Genomic DNA, 15564 nt, shown 5'->3' with positions numbered 1-15564 from the left:
GGCCGCTCAGTCGCCCGTCGGCGCGTCCGTCCGGCCGGGCTCGACCTCGATCCGCCCGTGCGGCGCGCCCGTGATCCCGAGCTCGTCCGCGAGGTAGAGGAACGCCTTGCCGTAGGGGTGGTCGCGCACGTCGTGCCGCACGCGGTCCCAGTCGATCTGCTCGCGCAGCGCGCGCACGATCGCCAGCAGCCGGCCGAAGTCGCACGCGTGCTCCCCGAGCACCCGCATCTTCGCCGACACGATGTCCGTGGCGCTGAGCACGGGCATGCGCACCGCGAGCACCTCGAGCTCGTCGGAGCGCTCGAGCAGCTCACGGGTCACGGGCTCCCCCACCATCCGGAACAGCACGTCGACGAGCTGCCCGTGGTGGAACGCCTTGAACAGCCAGTTCTCGGCGGGCTGTTCGACGACGAGCCCCGCGGCCGCGATCGCCGACTTCGCGCGCTCGACGTCCTCCTCGGTGACCGCGAAGTCGGCGTCGTGGCTCGGTTCGGGTGCGCCGCGTGCCCACGACGCGTAGCCGCCCACGAGCGCGAACGGGATCTGGGCATCGGTCAGCGCGACCGCGACGAGCCGCAGGCCGTCCTGGAGGGCCGTGCGGTCGTCCGGGGGGTTCTCGAGAGCGCCCTGCACCGTCATCGGGCCAATCTCTCATCCCGACGCGCACACCCGCAGGTCGGGGACGACAATCGCCAGGGTGCGCCTGGCGACGTTCAACATCCTGCACGGCCGCTCCACCGTGGACGGCGAGGTCGACCTGGACCGGTTCGGGGCCGCCGTGCGCGCCCTCGACGCCGACGTGCTCGCGCTGCAGGAGGTGGACCGCGACCAGCCGCGCTCGCACGGCGCCGACCTGACCGTCGTCGCCGCGGACGCGATGGGCGCGCCGCACCACCGCTTCGTCGCCGTGCTGCACGGCGAGCCCGGGCTGTGGACCGCGGCCACGGGCGACCACCAGCCGGCCACCGCGAGCTACGGCATCGCGCTGCTGAGCCGCCACCCGGTGCGCGAGTGGCGCGTTCTCACGCTGCCGACGCTGCGCCGCAGGACGCCCGTGCGGTGGCCCGGGCAGCGGTGGCCCACGCTCGTGCGCGACGAGCCGCGCGCGGCCCTCGCGGCGGTCGTCGAGGGCCCCAGCGGGACGCTCACCGTGGTCGCCACGCACCTCACGTTCATCCCCGGCTGGAACGTGCGGCAGCTGCGGCACCTCGTCAGCCAGGTGCGCCCGCTCCCGCGGCCGCTCGTGCTGACGGGCGACCTCAACCTCGAGGCGGAGCGCCCCCAGCGCGTGACCGGCATGCGTCCGCTCGCCACCGCGGACACCTACCCCGTGGCGCAGCCCGTCAAGCAGCTCGACCACGTCCTCGCCGACGGGCCCGTGCGGGCCGACGGACGGGGCCGCGCGGTCGACACCGGGCTGTCCGACCACCGCGCGCTCGTCGTCGACCTCCGCCTCGGCTCCTGACGCCCTCTGCGGACGCGCCGAGGGGCCGGTGCGGCAGGCGCCGCACCGACCCCTCGGTGACGTCACGGACGGGCGTGGCGGCCCGTCAGCGTCCGGTTCAGCCGACCTCGCCGAACTCCGACTTCGTGAACGTGTACTTGTTGTCCGCACCGAACGTGTAGACCCCGATGTACGCCGACTCCGGGTCGTTGTCCTCGTTGAACGGACCGACGCCCGACTGCGCCTCGTAGTCGATGTCCTCGCCCGCGTCGAGCAGCTCGAGGCACTCCGCGTACGTCGCGCACTTCTCGCCGCCGTCCGCACCCGAGACCGCCGGCAGGTTCGCCTGGATCGTCTCGCCGTCGGTCGCTCCGCCCTTCACGGCCGCGAGGGCCGCGAGGATCGTCGCGTCGTACGACTCCGCCGCGTAGGAGAAGTCGCTCAGGTCCGGGTTGATGCCGAGCAGGCGCTCCTGGAACTCGTCGCTCGGGAACGCACCGGGCAGGGTGCCCTGCGCGCCCTCGAGGAGACCCGGCTGGAACTCCTCACCGAACTGCGTGAGGTTGCCGTCGACGAAGTAGACCTTCGACATGTCGTAGCCCTGGGCGGCGAGCTCGGCGATGATCAGCGGCGTCTGCGTCGTGAACGCGATGATCGCGATCGCGTCGGGCTGCGCGGCCAGCGCGTTGCCGACGATCGAGGCGTAGTTCGTCTCGTTCGGGTCGAACTCCTGGCCCTCGCTGCCGTAGGCGAGCGTCGCGCCGGAGTCGGTGACGACCTTCTCCACCACGTTGCGCAGCGACGTGCCGTAGTCGTCGTTGAACACGAGGATGCCGGGGTTGACCGCACCGTCGCCGAGGATGAGGTTGGCGAGCGCGGAGCCCTGGACCGTGTCCGGCGGGGCGGTCCGGAAGTAGAAGTCGTTCGCGCCGGACAGGTCGGTGGCGGTGTTCGCCGGCGAGATCTGGACGATCTTGGAGCCCGTGATGTCGTCGATCACGTTGCGCGTGACGGACGACGACGCGGCGCCGATGATGACGGAGACGTCCTGGCTGATGAGGTCCTGGACCGACTGCGTGGCGACCTCCGCGTGCTCCGCGTCGGACGAGTCGGTGTGGACGGCCTCGACCTCCGAGCCGAGCACGCCGCCCGCCTCGTTGATCTCCTCGACCGCGAGGTCGACGCCGGCGATCTCGGGCGGGCCGAGCTGCGCGAGCGAGCCGGTCTGCGGGAGCAGCGTGCCGACCTTGAGCGGCGCCGCGGTGTCGCCGCCGCCGCCCTCCGTCGCGTCGTCGCTCCCCTCTCCGCCGCCGCTGCACGCGGCGAGGATCAGCGCGGCAGCGCCCGCCAGAGCCGCTGCCCTGACTGCGTGTGTCGAACGAATCATGCGTGGTACCCCTCTTGTCGAGTCCTGCGTCCCGCTGATCCCTGGTGAGGATCGGTGCAGTGTGGCGCGAAGGTACTCAGTCTTTGTATCCGCGATGTGAATGTCTCCGTCTCACCACCTGTTTGTTGCAGAGTTGTGACAAAAGCGAAGCCGGCCGAGCGTGGGCTCGACCGGCTTCGTGACCGTGGAGGGGTGTCAGGAGGAGGCGCCGCCGACCTGGTCGATGACGGCGTCCGCGACCTCGCGCATGGTGAGGCGGCGGTCCATCGAGGTCTTCTGGATCCAGCGGAACGACTCCGGCTCCGTCAGGCCCATCTTCGTCATGAGCAGGCCCTTGGCGCGGTCCACGCGCTTGCGGGTCTCGAACCGCTCCGCGAGGTCCGCGACCTCGGACTCCAGCGCGGTGATCTGGGCGTAGCGGGAGATGGCGATCTCGACCGCGGGCAGCAGGTCCGCCGGGCTGAACGGCTTGACCACGTAGGCCATCGCCCCGGCGTCGCGCGCGCGCTCGACGAGCTCGGTCTGCGAGAACGCGGTGAGCAGCACGACGGGCGCGAGGTGCGCCTTGCCGATGCGCTCCGCCGCGGAGATGCCGTCGAGGACGGGCATCTTGACGTCCATCACGACGACGTCGGGCTTGAGCTCGGTCGCGAGGGCCACCGCCTGCTCGCCGTCGCCCGCCTCGCCGACCACGTCGAAGCCCGCGTCGCGCAGCGTCTCGACGACGTCCATGCGGATCAGGGCCTCGTCCTCGGCGACGACGGCGCGCCGCGCGGGACGTGCGGGCGCGGGCTCGGCCGCCGGCTCCTCCGCCGGCGCGGAGGTCGTCAGGTCGAGGTCGGGCGCCTCGGTGGGTTCGGGGGTCACGTCCTTGGTCACGGGCACAGCGTAGTCGCCGCGAGCGCCGGGTTCGCAGAACCGTGGGGGTGTGACGTGCGCCGCTCGCCCGTGGGGCGGTCGCGGCGCGTCTATCCTGACCGCCTGGCCCCGATAGCCCAACCGGCAGAGGCGTTCGGCTCAAACCCGATCCAGTGTGGGTTCGAATCCCACTCGGGGCACCTGTGCACGTGCCGGAGGTGCGTCTCCGTCCGGTCGGTCCGTCCGCGCGTCGCCTGGGCCCTGCCCGAGCTCGTCGAGGGTCGCCGCGTCGCGTGGCTCAGCGACGCCGAGGCGTACCGGCTGCGCGCACGGCTCGCCGTCCTCGCCGCCGACCCGGCCCCCGAGCGGCTGTCAGCGCTGGTAGACCCAGTGCCACGGCTCGCGGGGCGTGTCCTCCGCGAAGCCGTAGGTGCCGGCGTTCGCGCGCATCCAGGCCTGCGCGCGGTCGTCGAGGTCGAGGTCCACGGCCAGGCCCCACCCGTGAGGGCTCGTGCCGGGAGCGGCCGCGAGACCGCCCTGGGAGTACAGGCCCTTGCGCGCGGCGACGTCCACCTGCGCGTCGTAGGAGCGGTAGGAGTCGGTGATGCCGATCCGCACGCCGTCGCGGGCCGCGGCCGCCCGCAGGGTGTCGAACGCCGCCGCGGCGGGTGCCCACAGCCGGTGGGACGTCCCGGAGACCGTCGCGAGGGCGTCGGCGGGGATGCGGCCGTTGCCGTACCGGGCGAGGTCGGCGGGCACGCCGTCGGCCGTCCGGGCCGTGGACGTGCCGAGGTCCTGCGAGACGGCCGTGTCGAGCGCGGCGGCGAACGCGGTCGCGCTCGACGGGCTGGACGCCGTAGCGGCCGTGAGGGTCGCCGGGGTGCTCGTCGGGGTCGCGGGCGCGACGGCCTGCAGGCCGCTGCGGATCTCCGCCATGCGCTGGGCGATGCCCACGATCCCGTCCACGGACCACCTCCTCCACGGTGCCCATCGGCACGTGCGCGACGGGTCTGAGGGATGACGACGGACATGGCGGCGGGGCGGCGTGCGGAGGCCCCCACCGATCGGCCGGCCGGGCACGGGTGGGGCGGCGGCGGTCCCCCGGCGGTCAGGCGGGCGCGTCCGGCGCGTCGGGCGCGTCGGGCTCGACGCGGAACACCGGGAAGTCGGCCGCGACGCGTTCGAGGTCGGCGAGCGGGGCGTCACGCGCGACGGGCACGTGGGGCCGGGCGCCCGGTGCGACGGCCAGGTAGCGCCGCAGGACGGGTCCGCGCCGCCCGACGGGCACCTCGACGAGCCGCACGTCCTGGCGGCGCCCGCCGCGCAGGAGCACGGCCCGCCCGTGTGCGGCGCGCACGTTGCGCACCCATCCGGCGTGCTCGCCGAGCATGGACACCAGGTGCTCGACGCCGTCGACGTCCGCGACCACGACGGGCAGCGTGACGGGCTCGCCCGTGCGGCGGCCGCGGACCTCGAGCGTCGCCGCGAGCGGGACGGGCGCCCACCGGCGGGCGAACAGCCACCCGTACGCGCGGTTGACGGCGGCGGCGAGCCGGCCGGGCCGTCCCCCGCGGTACATCCAGCGCTTGATCCGGTACCAGGGACGGGGACGAGCCATGTCACGTCACGCTAGCGACCCCGGCGACCGTGCGGGGGCGCGTCGGGGCGTGTGCAGGTCCGGCCCGCCCGTGTGACGCTGACGGGACGCGCGTGGCGGGCACGCGCCCGGGTGCAGGGACGGTGAGCCATGCCGCGACGACCGACGGGGGCGCGCGTCGCCGCGTCGAGCACGTGGACGGACCCCGACGGCGTCCGGATGCCGGCCGGCGACGTGCACGGCTGGCTGCCCGGCACGAACCAGACGGTGTGCGGGATCCCGCTGAGCCGCGCGTCGCTCGCCCGCTTCCCCCACGTCGCATGGCCGGACGTGGACCCGGCCACCGGGGCGCACGCGGACGCGGTGGGGCACGTCTGCCCGAGGTGCCGCGGTGCGCTGCGCCCGCGCGAGGGCCGCGAGCGCCGGTCCGTCCCCCGCCGCCCCTGACGACCGGCGCGTCAGAACCGGAACGGGATCGGGATGCCGCCGCAGCAGCAGACGCCGCGCACGTCGCTCTGCGCGAGCAGCAGAGCCGCGCGGTAGCAGGCGACGAACCGCGCCGCGGTCGGGACGACCGAGCGCAGGACGCCACGCCGCGCGAGCAGGTCGCGCACGGCCGCGGAGCAGGACGTCCCGCCGTGCGCGACGCGGTGGGCGCAGCTCCAGCCCTTACGCGGCGAGAGGCGCCGCTGGTAGCCGGCGACGAGGCGGTCGAGGAGACGGGCGGGTGCGGTCATCGCCTCACGCTAGGCACGGGCCGCGCCCGCCGCGCGCCGAGCCGGTCGGTGTCGGCGAGCGGTGTCGGCGTGCGGTGTCGGCGTGCGGTGTCGGCGTGCGGCGGGCGGCGGGCGACGGTGCGCCAGGCGGCGGGTGGGACCGCGCAGGTCAGACGCCGGCGCGTGCCGGGTGACCCGCGGGGTAGTAGGCGCGCACCCAGTCGGGGAACTCGCCCAGCAGGCGGTCGTACAGCTCGCCGTCGGGCACGGCGTCGATGTCGTCGAGGGCGAAGAAGCCGGTGTTGTCGACGTCGCGACCGCGCAGGTCGTCGAGGCGCTCGAGGATGCCGTAGCTGGCGCGACCCAGGCCGATGAACTGCCAGAACACCGCGGCGGGCACGGCTGCGCGGATCGCCGCCTCGGTGCCGCGGTTGTCGGTGACGCCGCCGTCGTGGAAGAACAGGACGAGCGTCGGGACGTCGGCCGACTGGGTCGCGACGTAGGCGAGGACCTGCTCGATCGCGGCGCGTTCGTTGTTGCTGCCTCCTGCCTCGGTGGGGCGCCGCTCGGTGTACTTCGCGAGCCACTGCGGCAGGTCGCCGACCTGCAGGTCGTCCACGCGCACGCCACGCGCGCCCATGAGGAACATCTGCATCTCGGCGTCGTCGTCGAGCGCGGCGGCGACGGGCATGATCCGCTCGACCGCGCGCGCGAACACGCCGCGGCGGAACAGCCCGGAGGTGGAGCCGCTCACGTCGAGCACGCCGATGACGCGGGCGCGCAGCCCGGCCGCGCCCTTCTTCGTCAGGGAGACGCCGACGAGCTCCTTGCGCAGGTTCAGCTTCTTGCGCATGTCGACCGGCAGGCGCTCCTCGCCCTTGGTGAGCGACAGCGTCGGCGCGGCGGGGGCTGCGGGTGCGGCGGACGCGGTGGCTCCCGCGGGTGCCGCGGCGGGAGCGGCCGGCTCGTCGGCCACGTCGACGCCGAAGTCGCGGGCCAGGCCCGCCAGGCCGTCGGCGTACCCCTGCCCGACGGCGCGCACCTTCCACGCCCCGTCGCGCCGGTACACCTCGCACAGCACGAGCGCCGTCTCGGCCCCGAGCGCGGGCGGTGCGAACGTCGCGGTCATCGCCCCGGACGTCAGGGTGATGCCGACCCCGGGCACGGCGCCGAACGTCTGCCCGTCGACCGTGGGCGACGCGACGAGGACGACGCGCTCCGCGCCCGGTCGCAGCTGTCCCGGCGTCAGCTCGAGCGTGCCGCCCGACAGCCGGGCGCCGGGTGCCTGCGGCTGGTTGAAGAACACCATGTCGGCGTCCCCGTCGACCTTCCCCGACGCGCTCAGGACGAGCGCGGTCAGGTCGACCGCTCCGCTCACCTCGACCCGGACGGCCGGGTCCGGGAGCGGGGCGTTCTGGCCGGCGGCGAGCGGGGTCACGGGCATCGGTCGTCCTCCTGGGGTCGCGGTCACGTCGCCGGTCGCCGTCGCTGCGGCGCTGCTCGGCCGGAGGCTACGTTCCCATGTCACGGCGGTGTCGCGGGGCACCGCCCGGCGCCACCACCCCTGCGGGCGACGCCGTGCGGTGCCGCGTCGAGCGGGTGCGGCCGGGCAGGAGCCGTCCCGCTGCGCGTGGCGGAACCGGCGACGCGTCAGGTCGCGCAGTGCGTCTTGATGTAGACGGGCCAGTGGTGGTCGTACGTCACGACGCCGTCGTCCCAGTTGACGTCGAGCAGGATCTCGCCCGAGTGCTCCGTCGCGAGCAGCCGCTGCTCGGCGGTCACCGTCTGGCCCGGCTGGATCCGGTCCGGGAGGCCGACGAGCGGCCGGCTCGCGGGGTAGGCGCGCACGTTGCCGAACGTCCCGGCAACCTCGGCATGGTTGGTCAGGGCCCACGTGACGACCCACTGGCCGTGCTCGGAGTCGCACGTGGCGGTGCCGTGGATGTCGAGGAACCGGTCGGCCCCGGTGGCGGGCGGCGCGAGGAGCGCGAGGCCGGCGGCGAGACCGGTCAGCGCGACCGCGCAGCGCCGCAGGTGCCGTCCCCGGGCGCGCACGGCGCGGGAGGGGGCGGACGGGTGCCGGTCGGGCCGGCGTGCGTGGTTCGGGTGCGGACTCATGGAGCTCCCCCTGGTGGTCGGACGACGGCGCTCACGCCCCGTCACGCCGCCCGGACACGACCGGACGGCGCGTCCCGGTGACACGAGTCACCACTGATCGGCCCCGTTCTACACCCCACGACCACGCCGCCGACAGGGCGTGTCCGCGAGCGCCCGGCGAACACTGGTCGGCGGGCGGACGAACGGACACCGGGGCGCGCCGGTGGCAGCGCACAGCGGTGTCCCGGGCGGACCCTCAGCGCACCGGCGTCGCGGCCCGTGCCAGGACGACGAGCGGCGTGACGTAGTGCTCGGTCACGCGGCCCCCGAGGTCCCGGACGGCGTGCGCGACGGCGTCCGCCTCGTCGGGTCGCCAGTCGCTGAACGTCAGGAACAGGTCCCGGACCTGCTCGGCGTCGAGCACGACCGTCCAGCGCAGGTGTGCGACGTCGACCACGCGGAACCACCCGCCGGCCGCGAGGCGCGCCGACCACGCGGTCGTGTCCAGCTCGCCCGGGCCTGGACGGGCCGGGACGGCACCGCGTCGGGCGACGACGTCGGCGACCCGCTGCCGGAAGGGCGTGACGGGTGCCTGCGGGTCGCCGAACACGTGGCGCCAGACCGCGAGCGCGCCACCCGGCACGAGGGCCCGGTGCAGCTTCGGCAGCACCACGTCGAGGTCGAGCCAGTGCACGGACGTCGCCGCGACGGCCAGGTCGAACGACGCGTGGGGCAGCGCGACCCGCTCTGCGGTCGCCTCGTGCACGGTGACGTCGGGCCACCGCGCGCGCAGCAGGCGTGCGAGGGCGGGTCCGGGCTCGACCGCGGTGACCGTGGCGCCCGCGCGCACGAGCGGACCGGTCGCCAGGCCGGAGCCCGCGCCGAGCTCGACGACGCGTGCGCCGGGTCGCAGGACCCCGAGGGTGCGCAGCCGGTCCCACAGCGCGGCCGGGTACGGCGGGCGTGCACGGTCGTAGACGTCCGCGAGCGCGTCGAAGTGGCCGGGGTCGGGCACGGTCGCAGCGTAGGAGCGCGGCGGCGCACGCGTCGAGCGCCTGCCGCCGGTGGGTGGGCGACGGGCGGTGGGCGGGTGCGCACACCGCACCGGACCGGCCTCGCGTGCGGGGCGAGCCGGTGCGGCGCGACGTCAGGTGCCGTGCACGACGAGGACGGTGCACGGGGCCAGGCGCACGACCTCGGCGCTGACGGAGCCGAGCAGCATCCCGCGGAAGGCGCCGAGCCCGCGCGAGCCGACGACGACGAGGTCGGCGTCGGCCGCGGCCTCGACGACGGCGTTCGCGGGGTCGTCGTCGACGAGAACGAGCCGGACCTCGAGCCCGTCGTGCGAGGCCCGCAGCTCGTCGGCGAGCTCCTGCGCGGCCTGGCGCGTCGGGTCGTCGGTGTCGTCGCCGACGGGCGGCATCGCGTAGGCGTGGCCGTACGGCGCGACGACCGTCGGCCGGGCGTGGACGACGGCGAGCGGCATCCCCTGCCGACGCGCCGTGTCGGCGGCCGTGTGCGCGGCCGCGAACGACGCGTGCGACCCGTCGACGCCGACGACGACGCTCGTGCCGTGCTGCGAGCGGGCGCGGACGACGGCGACGGGGCAGCGGGCGTGGGCGGCGACGTGGGCCGCGGTCGGGCCGACGTGCCGGCGCCCGGTGGTGCCGCCGGCGCCGACGACCAGCAGCCGCGCGTCGGCGGCGTAGCGCTGCAGCTCGGGGACCGTCTGCCCGTGCAGCACGGCGCACGTGACGGCGACCTCGGGCCGGCGGGCGGCCTCGCGCTGCGCGAGCTCGTCGAGCCAGCCGCGCGCCTCCTCCGCGAGGGCGGGCTCGGCGGGGCTCGGGTACCACCAGCCGCCGTGCACGCGTTCCTGCGGCAGCGGGACGACGCGGACGAGGACGGCCGGTGCACCGCGCGCCGCCGCCTGCTCCATCCCCCACGCGAGGGTGTGCGGGCTGCGGGGTGACCCGTCGAGGGCGATCGCGACGGGTGGGTCGTGGGTCATGGTCGGACCTCCGCTCCGGACGACGTCGTCCTGCTTCCACCGTCGTGCGCGCCGGGCCGCTCGGCGCGGGACTTCGGTCCTACGTCTGCGGGTCGACGGTGGCGGTATACGCGCGCGCGGGACCTTCGTCCGTGGAGCGCCCGGCCGGCGCCCGTAGCGTGGAGACGAGGGCCCGACGAGGGCGCCGGGCCCCGCCGGGCGAGGGAGGCGCGGCCATGCGTACGGTCGTCATCACCGGGGCGGCGTCGGGCATCGGCCGGGCGACCGCCGAGCTGCTGCGGGAGCGGGGGCAGCGCGTCGTGGGCGTCGACCTGCACGACGCGGACGTCTGCGTGGACCTCGCGTCGTCGCAGGGACGGCTGCGGCTCGTCGACGAGGTGGACCGGCTCACCGGCAGCCACGTCGACGCCGTCGTCGCGAACGCGGGGCTCGCGGTCCCGTCGCCCGCGGCGGTCGCGGTCAACTACTTCGGCGCGGTCGCGACCCTCGAGGGCCTGCGTCCCCTGCTGCTCGGCTCGTCCGCTCCTCGTGCGGCGCTGACGAGCTCCATGGCGAGCCTCATGGAGCACGACACGGCGCTCGTCGAGGCGGCGCTGTCAGGCGACGAGGAGAAGGCGATGGTCCTCACGGCCGAGCTGGTCGCGGCGGACCGCGGGCACCTCGTGTACTCCTCGACGAAGGTCGCGCTGTGCCGCTGGATGCGGCAGCGGGCCGCGGGCGCGGACTGGGCGGGCGCGGGCATCCCGCTCAACGGGATCGCGCCCGGGGTCGTCGTCACCCCGATGACCGAGGGGATGCTCGCGACGCCCGAGCAGCGCGCGCAGCTCGCCGCGATGGTGCCGATGCCGCTGCACGGCATCATGGAGCCGGACGTGCCGGCGCGCCTGCTGGCGTGGCTGGTCGACGAGGAGAACAGCCACCTGTGCGGCCAGATGGTGTTCGTCGACGGCGGCTCGGACGTCGTCCTGCGCGGCGACAGCACCTGGTAGGCGCGCGATGGACGCCGTCGTGGTCGTGGAGTCGTGGTTCGGGTGCACACGGCAGGTCGCCGACGCGGTCGCCCAGGGGCTGGCGTCGGCCGGGGTGCCGACCGACGTGGTCGACGTCGGCGACGCGCCACCGGCCTTCGCCGCCGGGACGGTGCTGCTCGTCGTGGGTGCGCCGACGCACGCGTTCGGCATGAGCACGCGCAGCACCCGGGCGGACGCCGCGCGGCGGCCCGGCGCGGTCGCGACCGCCACGGGCCGCGGGGTCCGTGAGTGGGTCGCGTCCCTGCAGGACGCCGCCGGGCTGCGGGTGGCGACGTTCGACACGCGCGTGCGGCACCCCCGCCTGCCCGGGTCGGCGGCCGCCGCCGCCGCGCGGGCCCTCGGGCGTCGCGGCGCCGTGCCGCTGCTGCGACCACAGTCGTTCTGGGTCGACGACACCGCGGGCCCGCTCCTCGACGGGGAGACGCACCGGGCGCACGCGTGGGGTCGGAGCCTCGCGGCCGCCCTCCGGGACTCCTGAGCGAGCCGCGGCGACGGACGCCCGTCTCGACCGGCGGGACGCCCGCGTCGGGTGCGCCCCGCACCGGCCGCCGTCCCCTACCCTCCCCGGGTCGGACGACCGAGGAGAGGACGACCCGTGGGAGCCGAGACGGTGCAGGGCGTGCGCGAGGACGTGCGGGACAACGCGGCGTGGCACTCGCTGCAGGGCGCGCACGCCGCGCTCGGCGAGGGCAACGAGCTCGCCCGCCGCTACCTGCCGGACGTGTCGCCGTTCGCGGCCGTGCGGTCGTGGTCGGACCCCGACGTGTGGGACGCGGTGCTCGACCTCGTCGGACCCGGCGCGACGTTCCCCGTCTCCGGCGACGAGCCGGTGCTCCCCGCCGGCTGGACGCTCGAGTGGCGCGCGCAGGGCGTCCAGCTCGTCGAGACCGACCGCCTCACGCCCCGGCCCGACGACGAGGCGGTCGTGCTCGGCCCTGGCGACGTGCCCGAGATGCTCGCGCTCGTCGGCCGCACGCAGCCCGGCCCGTTCCTGCCCCGCACGCACGAGCTCGGCCGGTACGTCGGGCTGCGGCGTGCGGGCAGGCTCGTCGCCATGGCCGGCGAGCGCCTGCAGCCGGCCGGGTGGACCGAGATCAGCGCCGTGTGCACCGACGACGCACACCGGGGGCAGGGGCTCGCGACCCGGCTCGTCCTCGACGTCGCGCACCACGCACAGGCCCGCGGCGACCGCGTGCTGCTGCACGCGGCGGCGACCAACACGGGAGCCGTGCGGCTCTACGAGGCGCTGGGGTTCACGCTGCGGCGCACGACGACGTTCGCCGCGCTGCGCACGCCGGACCGCCGCTGAGCGCCACGCCCAGCGCGTCAGTGGGCCGCCGCCGCGTGCCGTCGCCGGGGCAGCAGGTGCAGGACGCCGACGACGACCGCGCCCACGACGAGCCCGACGAGCGCCGAGCCCAGCGTGTCGACGAGCCACGCCGCCAGCCCGCCGACGCCGGGAACGTGGTGCACGGCCTCCTCGAGGCGGTGCAGCAGCTCGTACGGCGCGTGCCACCCGAGGGTGTCGACGCCCGAGAGCAGGATGTGCCCACCGACCCACAGCATCGCGACGATCCCGACGGTCGACAGGACCGACAGGACCTTGGGCATCGCGCGCACCAGGACGCGACCCGTCGCGGCGGCCGCGGCGTTGCTGCGGCCCGCGAGGTGCAGGCCGATGTCGTCCATCTTCACGATGAGCGCCACCACGCCGTACACGAGCACGGTGATCGCGAGCGCGACGACCGCGAGGATGACCGCGCGCGACACGAACGGCTCGTCCGCGACCTCGTTGAGCGCGATGACCATGATCTCGGCGGACAGGATGAAGTCCGTGCGGATCGCGCCGCCGACCATCGCCTTCTCGGTGTCGGTGCCCTGCGCGGCCGCCGGCACCGCGGTGTGCTCCTTGGCGTGACCGCTGACGAGCTCCCAGATCTTCTCCGCGCCCTCGTACGCGAGGTACGTCCCGCCCACCATGAGGATCGGTGTGAGCAGCCACGGCAGGAACTGGCTGAGCAGCAGCGCGGCCGGGAGGATGAACAGCAGCTTGTTGCGCAGGGACCCGAGCGCGATGCGCCGGATGATCGGCAGCTCCCGGTCCGGGGTGAACCCGTGCACGTACCGCGGCGTGACCGCGGTGTCGTCGATCACGACCCCCGCCGCCTTCGCGCTCGCCCGCCCGGCGGCCGCGCCCACGTCGTCGACCGACGCTGCCGCGAGCTTGGCCAGCGCCGCGATGTCGTCCAGGAGCGCAGCGAGACCGCCTGCCATCACATCTCCTTCGTGCCGCCCGGTCGGGCCCTGCAGTCGCCGGGGCCGGCCACCGACCGCAAGGCTAGGACGCGCGAGCCGTGCCGCGCGCGCGGGAGCGCCCGCCGGCCTCCCCCGCCGCCGGCCCGGGCCGGCCCCGGACGGCGGGTCGCCGGGCGGCGCGCCGCAGTGGTGGGCCGGCGCCACGCAGCACGCGTGCGCCAGGATGTCCGCATGTCCGTGACCGACGTCACCGAGCGGGACGTCCGGCTGCCCGACGGCCGCACCCTGCACGCCTACGACGCCCGGCCCGGCGGCGGACCCGAGCAGCTGACCGTCGTGTGGCACCACGGCACGCCCAACGTCGGCGCGCCGCCCCGGCCCCTGTTCGACGCGGCCCGACGGCTCGGCGTGCGGTTCGTCTCCTACGACCGCCCCGGGTACGGCGGGTCGACGCCGGTGCCCGACCGCCCGGTGGGCTCGGCGGCGGCGGACGTCGAGGCGGTCGCCGACGCCCTCGGCGTGCCGCGGTTCGCCGTCCTGGGCCACTCGGGCGGCGGCCCGCACGCGCTGGCGTGCGCCGCGCTGCTGCCCGACCGGGTGACCGCCGCCGTCAGCGCGGCGGGGCTCGCGCCGTTCGACGCCGACGGGCTCGAGTGGTTCGCGGGCATGGCGCCGTCCGGCGAGGCGTCCCTGCGGGCGGCGGCGGCGGGGCGGGCCGCCAAGGAGCACCACGAGCGCACCGCCGCGCCGTACGACCCGCAGTTCACACCCGCCGATCTCGCGGCGCTGCACGGCGACTGGGCGTGGTTCGACGAGGTCGTCGGCCCGGCCGCCGCGCAGGGTCCCGCGCCGCTCGTCGACGACGACCTCGCCTACGTCGCGCCGTGGGGCTTCGACCCGGCCGACGTGCGCGCGCCGGTCCTGCTGCTGCACGGGACCGACGACCGGGTCGTGCCGCCCGCGCACGCGCACTGGCTCGCCGCGCACCTGCCGGACGCCGAGCTGCGCGTCGTCCCCGGCACGGGCCACATCTCGGTGCTCACCGCTGCGCCCGACGCCCTCACCTGGCTGGTCGAGCGGACGGGCGCCCGCTGAGGCGCGGCGTCAGGCCGCCGCCCCCGCGGGGGCGGCGGGCGGGTCGATCGTGAACGGCTTCTGCGCCAGGAACGCCTCGTCGAGAGTGCCCAGCGTGAGGAAGTTCGGCTGCTGCCGCTCGGGCATCTGGGCCAGCACCGCGGCGTGCAGGTCGCGGTAGCCGCCGCCCGCGAACCCGCCCTCGTCCCACACGCGCAGCAGCGTCCCCGTGAACTCGCCGTTCACCGGGCCGTCGTACGAGTACTGGTCGTCCTGGCAGCCGGAGACCAGCAGCACCGACGCGGCCACGTCCGCGTCCGTCGTGGGGCCCGCGAGCGACTGCACGAACTCGTAGGTGGAGCGCCGCGCCTTGTCGTCCTTCTCCGCCACGCCACGCGGCATCACGCGCGCGACGGCTTCGGGCGGCAGCGCGACCGGCTGCCCGCCGCGCGCCCCGACCGGCAGCCCGAGGTCGATCTCGCGGCGCTGCTGGAGCAGCGCGTCGCGTCGCACGTCGCGGATCACCGACCCGCTGTGGCAGGAGTCGCTGAGCACCACGACGCGCACGCCCGGCGCGAACTGCGCGTACATGCGGCGCAGCTCGTCGTCGACGACCTGCCGGTCGAACAGCACCCACGTCTCGTCCTGCCCGTCGGGCTCGTCGCCGTCGACGTCCGCGACCTGCCCCCCGTGCGACGAGCACGTGAGGAGCACGAGATCACCCGCGACCGCCCGGCGTGCGAGCCCGCCGATCGCGGACACCACCGCCTCGGACGTCGCCGCCGAGTCGAGCAGCTGGGCCGGCTGGAACCCGTTCGCGGTCGCGAGCCGCAGCATCGCGTTCGCGTCGTTGACGCAGCCGTTGAGCTTGCCGTCCCAGCCGCCGTAGGCCGCCGGGTCCACCCGGTTGAGGCCGATGTGCAGCGAGTACCCGGTCATGTCCGTCCCCCTCGTCGAACCGTCCGTGCCACCGGCCAGCGTCCCACCGCCGCGACGGCCGCGAAAGGGTGTTTGTCCCGATTTCGCCCTCTTCTCGCCCGCCCGTCGCGTCCGACTCGTGCCATCAGGTGAACTTTGTCCGTGACGGTTGTGC

The 15564-nt window shown here is 75.6% G+C and carries 18 protein-coding genes and 1 tRNA gene; 7 read left to right on the top strand and 12 right to left on the bottom strand.

The genetic code is table 11. From position 1 onward, the window contains the following. Positions 1–6 precede the first annotated feature (6 nt). Entirely contained in the window at positions 7–639 is a 633-nt protein-coding gene (locus tag CELF_RS09265) for a nucleotidyltransferase family protein (RefSeq protein WP_013770988.1), read from the bottom strand. A gap of 58 nt (positions 640–697) precedes the next feature. Between CELF_RS09265 and CELF_RS09260 the strand changes: the two genes are divergently transcribed. After that, positions 698–1465 carry an endonuclease/exonuclease/phosphatase family protein gene (locus CELF_RS09260; RefSeq protein ID WP_013770987.1) on the top strand — a complete coding sequence of 256 codons (768 nt, stop codon included), beginning with the start codon at positions 698–700 and terminating at the stop codon, positions 1463–1465. A gap of 97 nt (positions 1466–1562) precedes the next feature. Here CELF_RS09260 and CELF_RS09255 read toward each other — a convergent pair whose 3' ends face one another. Both CELF_RS09255 and CELF_RS09250 read right to left on the bottom strand, forming a co-directional pair. Then, entirely contained in the window at positions 1563–2831 is a 1269-nt protein-coding gene (locus tag CELF_RS09255; RefSeq protein WP_013770986.1) for an ABC transporter substrate-binding protein, read from the bottom strand. A 195-nt stretch (positions 2832–3026) separates the two neighbouring features. Beyond that, positions 3027–3710 carry an ANTAR domain-containing response regulator gene (locus CELF_RS09250; RefSeq protein WP_013770985.1) on the bottom strand — a complete coding sequence of 228 codons (684 nt, stop codon included), beginning with the start codon at positions 3708–3710 and terminating at the stop codon, positions 3027–3029. Between the two features lie 105 nt (positions 3711–3815). Between CELF_RS09250 and CELF_RS09245 the strand changes: the two genes are divergently transcribed. Then, positions 3816–3889, top strand: a tRNA-Leu gene (locus CELF_RS09245). Positions 3890–4061: 172 nt separating this feature from the next. Here the strand turns inward: CELF_RS09245 and CELF_RS09240 are convergent. After that, the gene (locus tag CELF_RS09240; protein WP_013770984.1) at positions 4062–4655 is read right to left on the bottom strand and encodes a M15 family metallopeptidase; all 594 of its coding nucleotides are present in this window, start codon (positions 4653–4655) and stop codon (positions 4062–4064) included. Positions 4656–4797: 142 nt separating this feature from the next. Continuing rightward, complete coding sequence (locus CELF_RS09235) at positions 4798–5307, bottom strand: nitroreductase/quinone reductase family protein (RefSeq protein ID WP_013770983.1); 510 nt, start codon at positions 5305–5307, stop codon at positions 4798–4800. 129 nt (positions 5308–5436) lie between these two features. On the opposite strand from CELF_RS09235, the gene CELF_RS09230 reads away from it, so the two are divergent. Continuing rightward, positions 5437–5733: a hypothetical protein gene (locus CELF_RS09230; RefSeq protein WP_013770982.1), complete on the top strand. Its 297-nt coding sequence runs from the start codon at positions 5437–5439 to the stop codon at positions 5731–5733. Between the two features lie 11 nt (positions 5734–5744). On the opposite strand, the gene yidD is transcribed toward CELF_RS09230, so the two are convergent. The 5 genes from yidD to CELF_RS19490 all read right to left on the bottom strand — a co-directional run bounded on the left by yidD (position 5745) and on the right by CELF_RS19490 (position 10110). Beyond that, a complete protein-coding gene (yidD, locus tag CELF_RS09225; protein WP_013770981.1) occupies positions 5745–6023 on the bottom strand; it encodes a membrane protein insertion efficiency factor YidD in 279 nt (92 codons plus the stop codon). Between the two features lie 148 nt (positions 6024–6171). After that, positions 6172–7446, bottom strand: a complete 1275-nt coding sequence (locus tag CELF_RS09220; RefSeq protein ID WP_013770980.1) for a VWA domain-containing protein — start codon at positions 7444–7446, stop codon at positions 6172–6174. A 206-nt stretch (positions 7447–7652) separates the two neighbouring features. Continuing rightward, entirely contained in the window at positions 7653–8120 is a 468-nt protein-coding gene (locus CELF_RS09215) for a hypothetical protein (protein ID WP_013770979.1), read from the bottom strand. Positions 8121–8355: 235 nt separating this feature from the next. Then, positions 8356–9114, bottom strand: a complete 759-nt coding sequence (locus tag CELF_RS09210; protein WP_041553409.1) for a class I SAM-dependent methyltransferase — start codon at positions 9112–9114, stop codon at positions 8356–8358. Between the two features lie 132 nt (positions 9115–9246). Further along, positions 9247–10110: a universal stress protein gene (locus CELF_RS19490; RefSeq protein ID WP_013770977.1), complete on the bottom strand. Its 864-nt coding sequence runs from the start codon at positions 10108–10110 to the stop codon at positions 9247–9249. A 215-nt stretch (positions 10111–10325) separates the two neighbouring features. On the opposite strand from CELF_RS19490, the gene CELF_RS09200 reads away from it, so the two are divergent. The 3 genes from CELF_RS09200 (at position 10326) to CELF_RS09190 (ending at position 12450) form a co-directional block, all read left to right on the top strand. Further along, on the top strand, positions 10326–11099 hold the full coding sequence (locus CELF_RS09200; RefSeq protein ID WP_013770976.1) for an SDR family oxidoreductase: 774 nt from the start codon (positions 10326–10328) through the stop codon (positions 11097–11099). 7 nt (positions 11100–11106) lie between these two features. Next, positions 11107–11619, top strand: a complete 513-nt coding sequence (locus CELF_RS09195; RefSeq protein WP_013770975.1) for a flavodoxin family protein — start codon at positions 11107–11109, stop codon at positions 11617–11619. Positions 11620–11736: 117 nt separating this feature from the next. Further along, positions 11737–12450, top strand: coding sequence for a GNAT family N-acetyltransferase (locus CELF_RS09190; protein WP_013770974.1), 714 nt, complete (start codon positions 11737–11739; stop codon positions 12448–12450). Between the two features lie 17 nt (positions 12451–12467). Here the strand turns inward: CELF_RS09190 and CELF_RS09185 are convergent, their stop codons facing one another. Continuing rightward, positions 12468–13415, bottom strand: coding sequence for a DUF808 domain-containing protein (locus CELF_RS09185; RefSeq protein ID WP_013770973.1), 948 nt, complete (start codon positions 13413–13415; stop codon positions 12468–12470). Positions 13416–13628: 213 nt separating this feature from the next. Here CELF_RS09185 and CELF_RS09180 point away from each other — a divergent pair, with 213 nt between their 5' ends. Next, on the top strand, positions 13629–14492 hold the full coding sequence (locus CELF_RS09180; RefSeq protein WP_013770972.1) for an alpha/beta fold hydrolase: 864 nt from the start codon (positions 13629–13631) through the stop codon (positions 14490–14492). A gap of 9 nt (positions 14493–14501) precedes the next feature. On the opposite strand, the gene CELF_RS09175 is transcribed toward CELF_RS09180, so the two are convergent. Next, complete coding sequence (locus tag CELF_RS09175; protein ID WP_013770971.1) at positions 14502–15410, bottom strand: caspase family protein; 909 nt, start codon at positions 15408–15410, stop codon at positions 14502–14504. Between the last annotated feature and the right edge of the window lie 154 nt (positions 15411–15564).

The organism is Cellulomonas fimi ATCC 484 (assembly GCF_000212695.1).
Classification (GTDB): Bacteria; Actinomycetota; Actinomycetes; order Actinomycetales; family Cellulomonadaceae; genus Cellulomonas; species Cellulomonas fimi.
The sequence above is the reverse complement of the archived record's forward strand: the minus strand, read 5'-3'. Positions and strand labels throughout refer to the sequence as shown.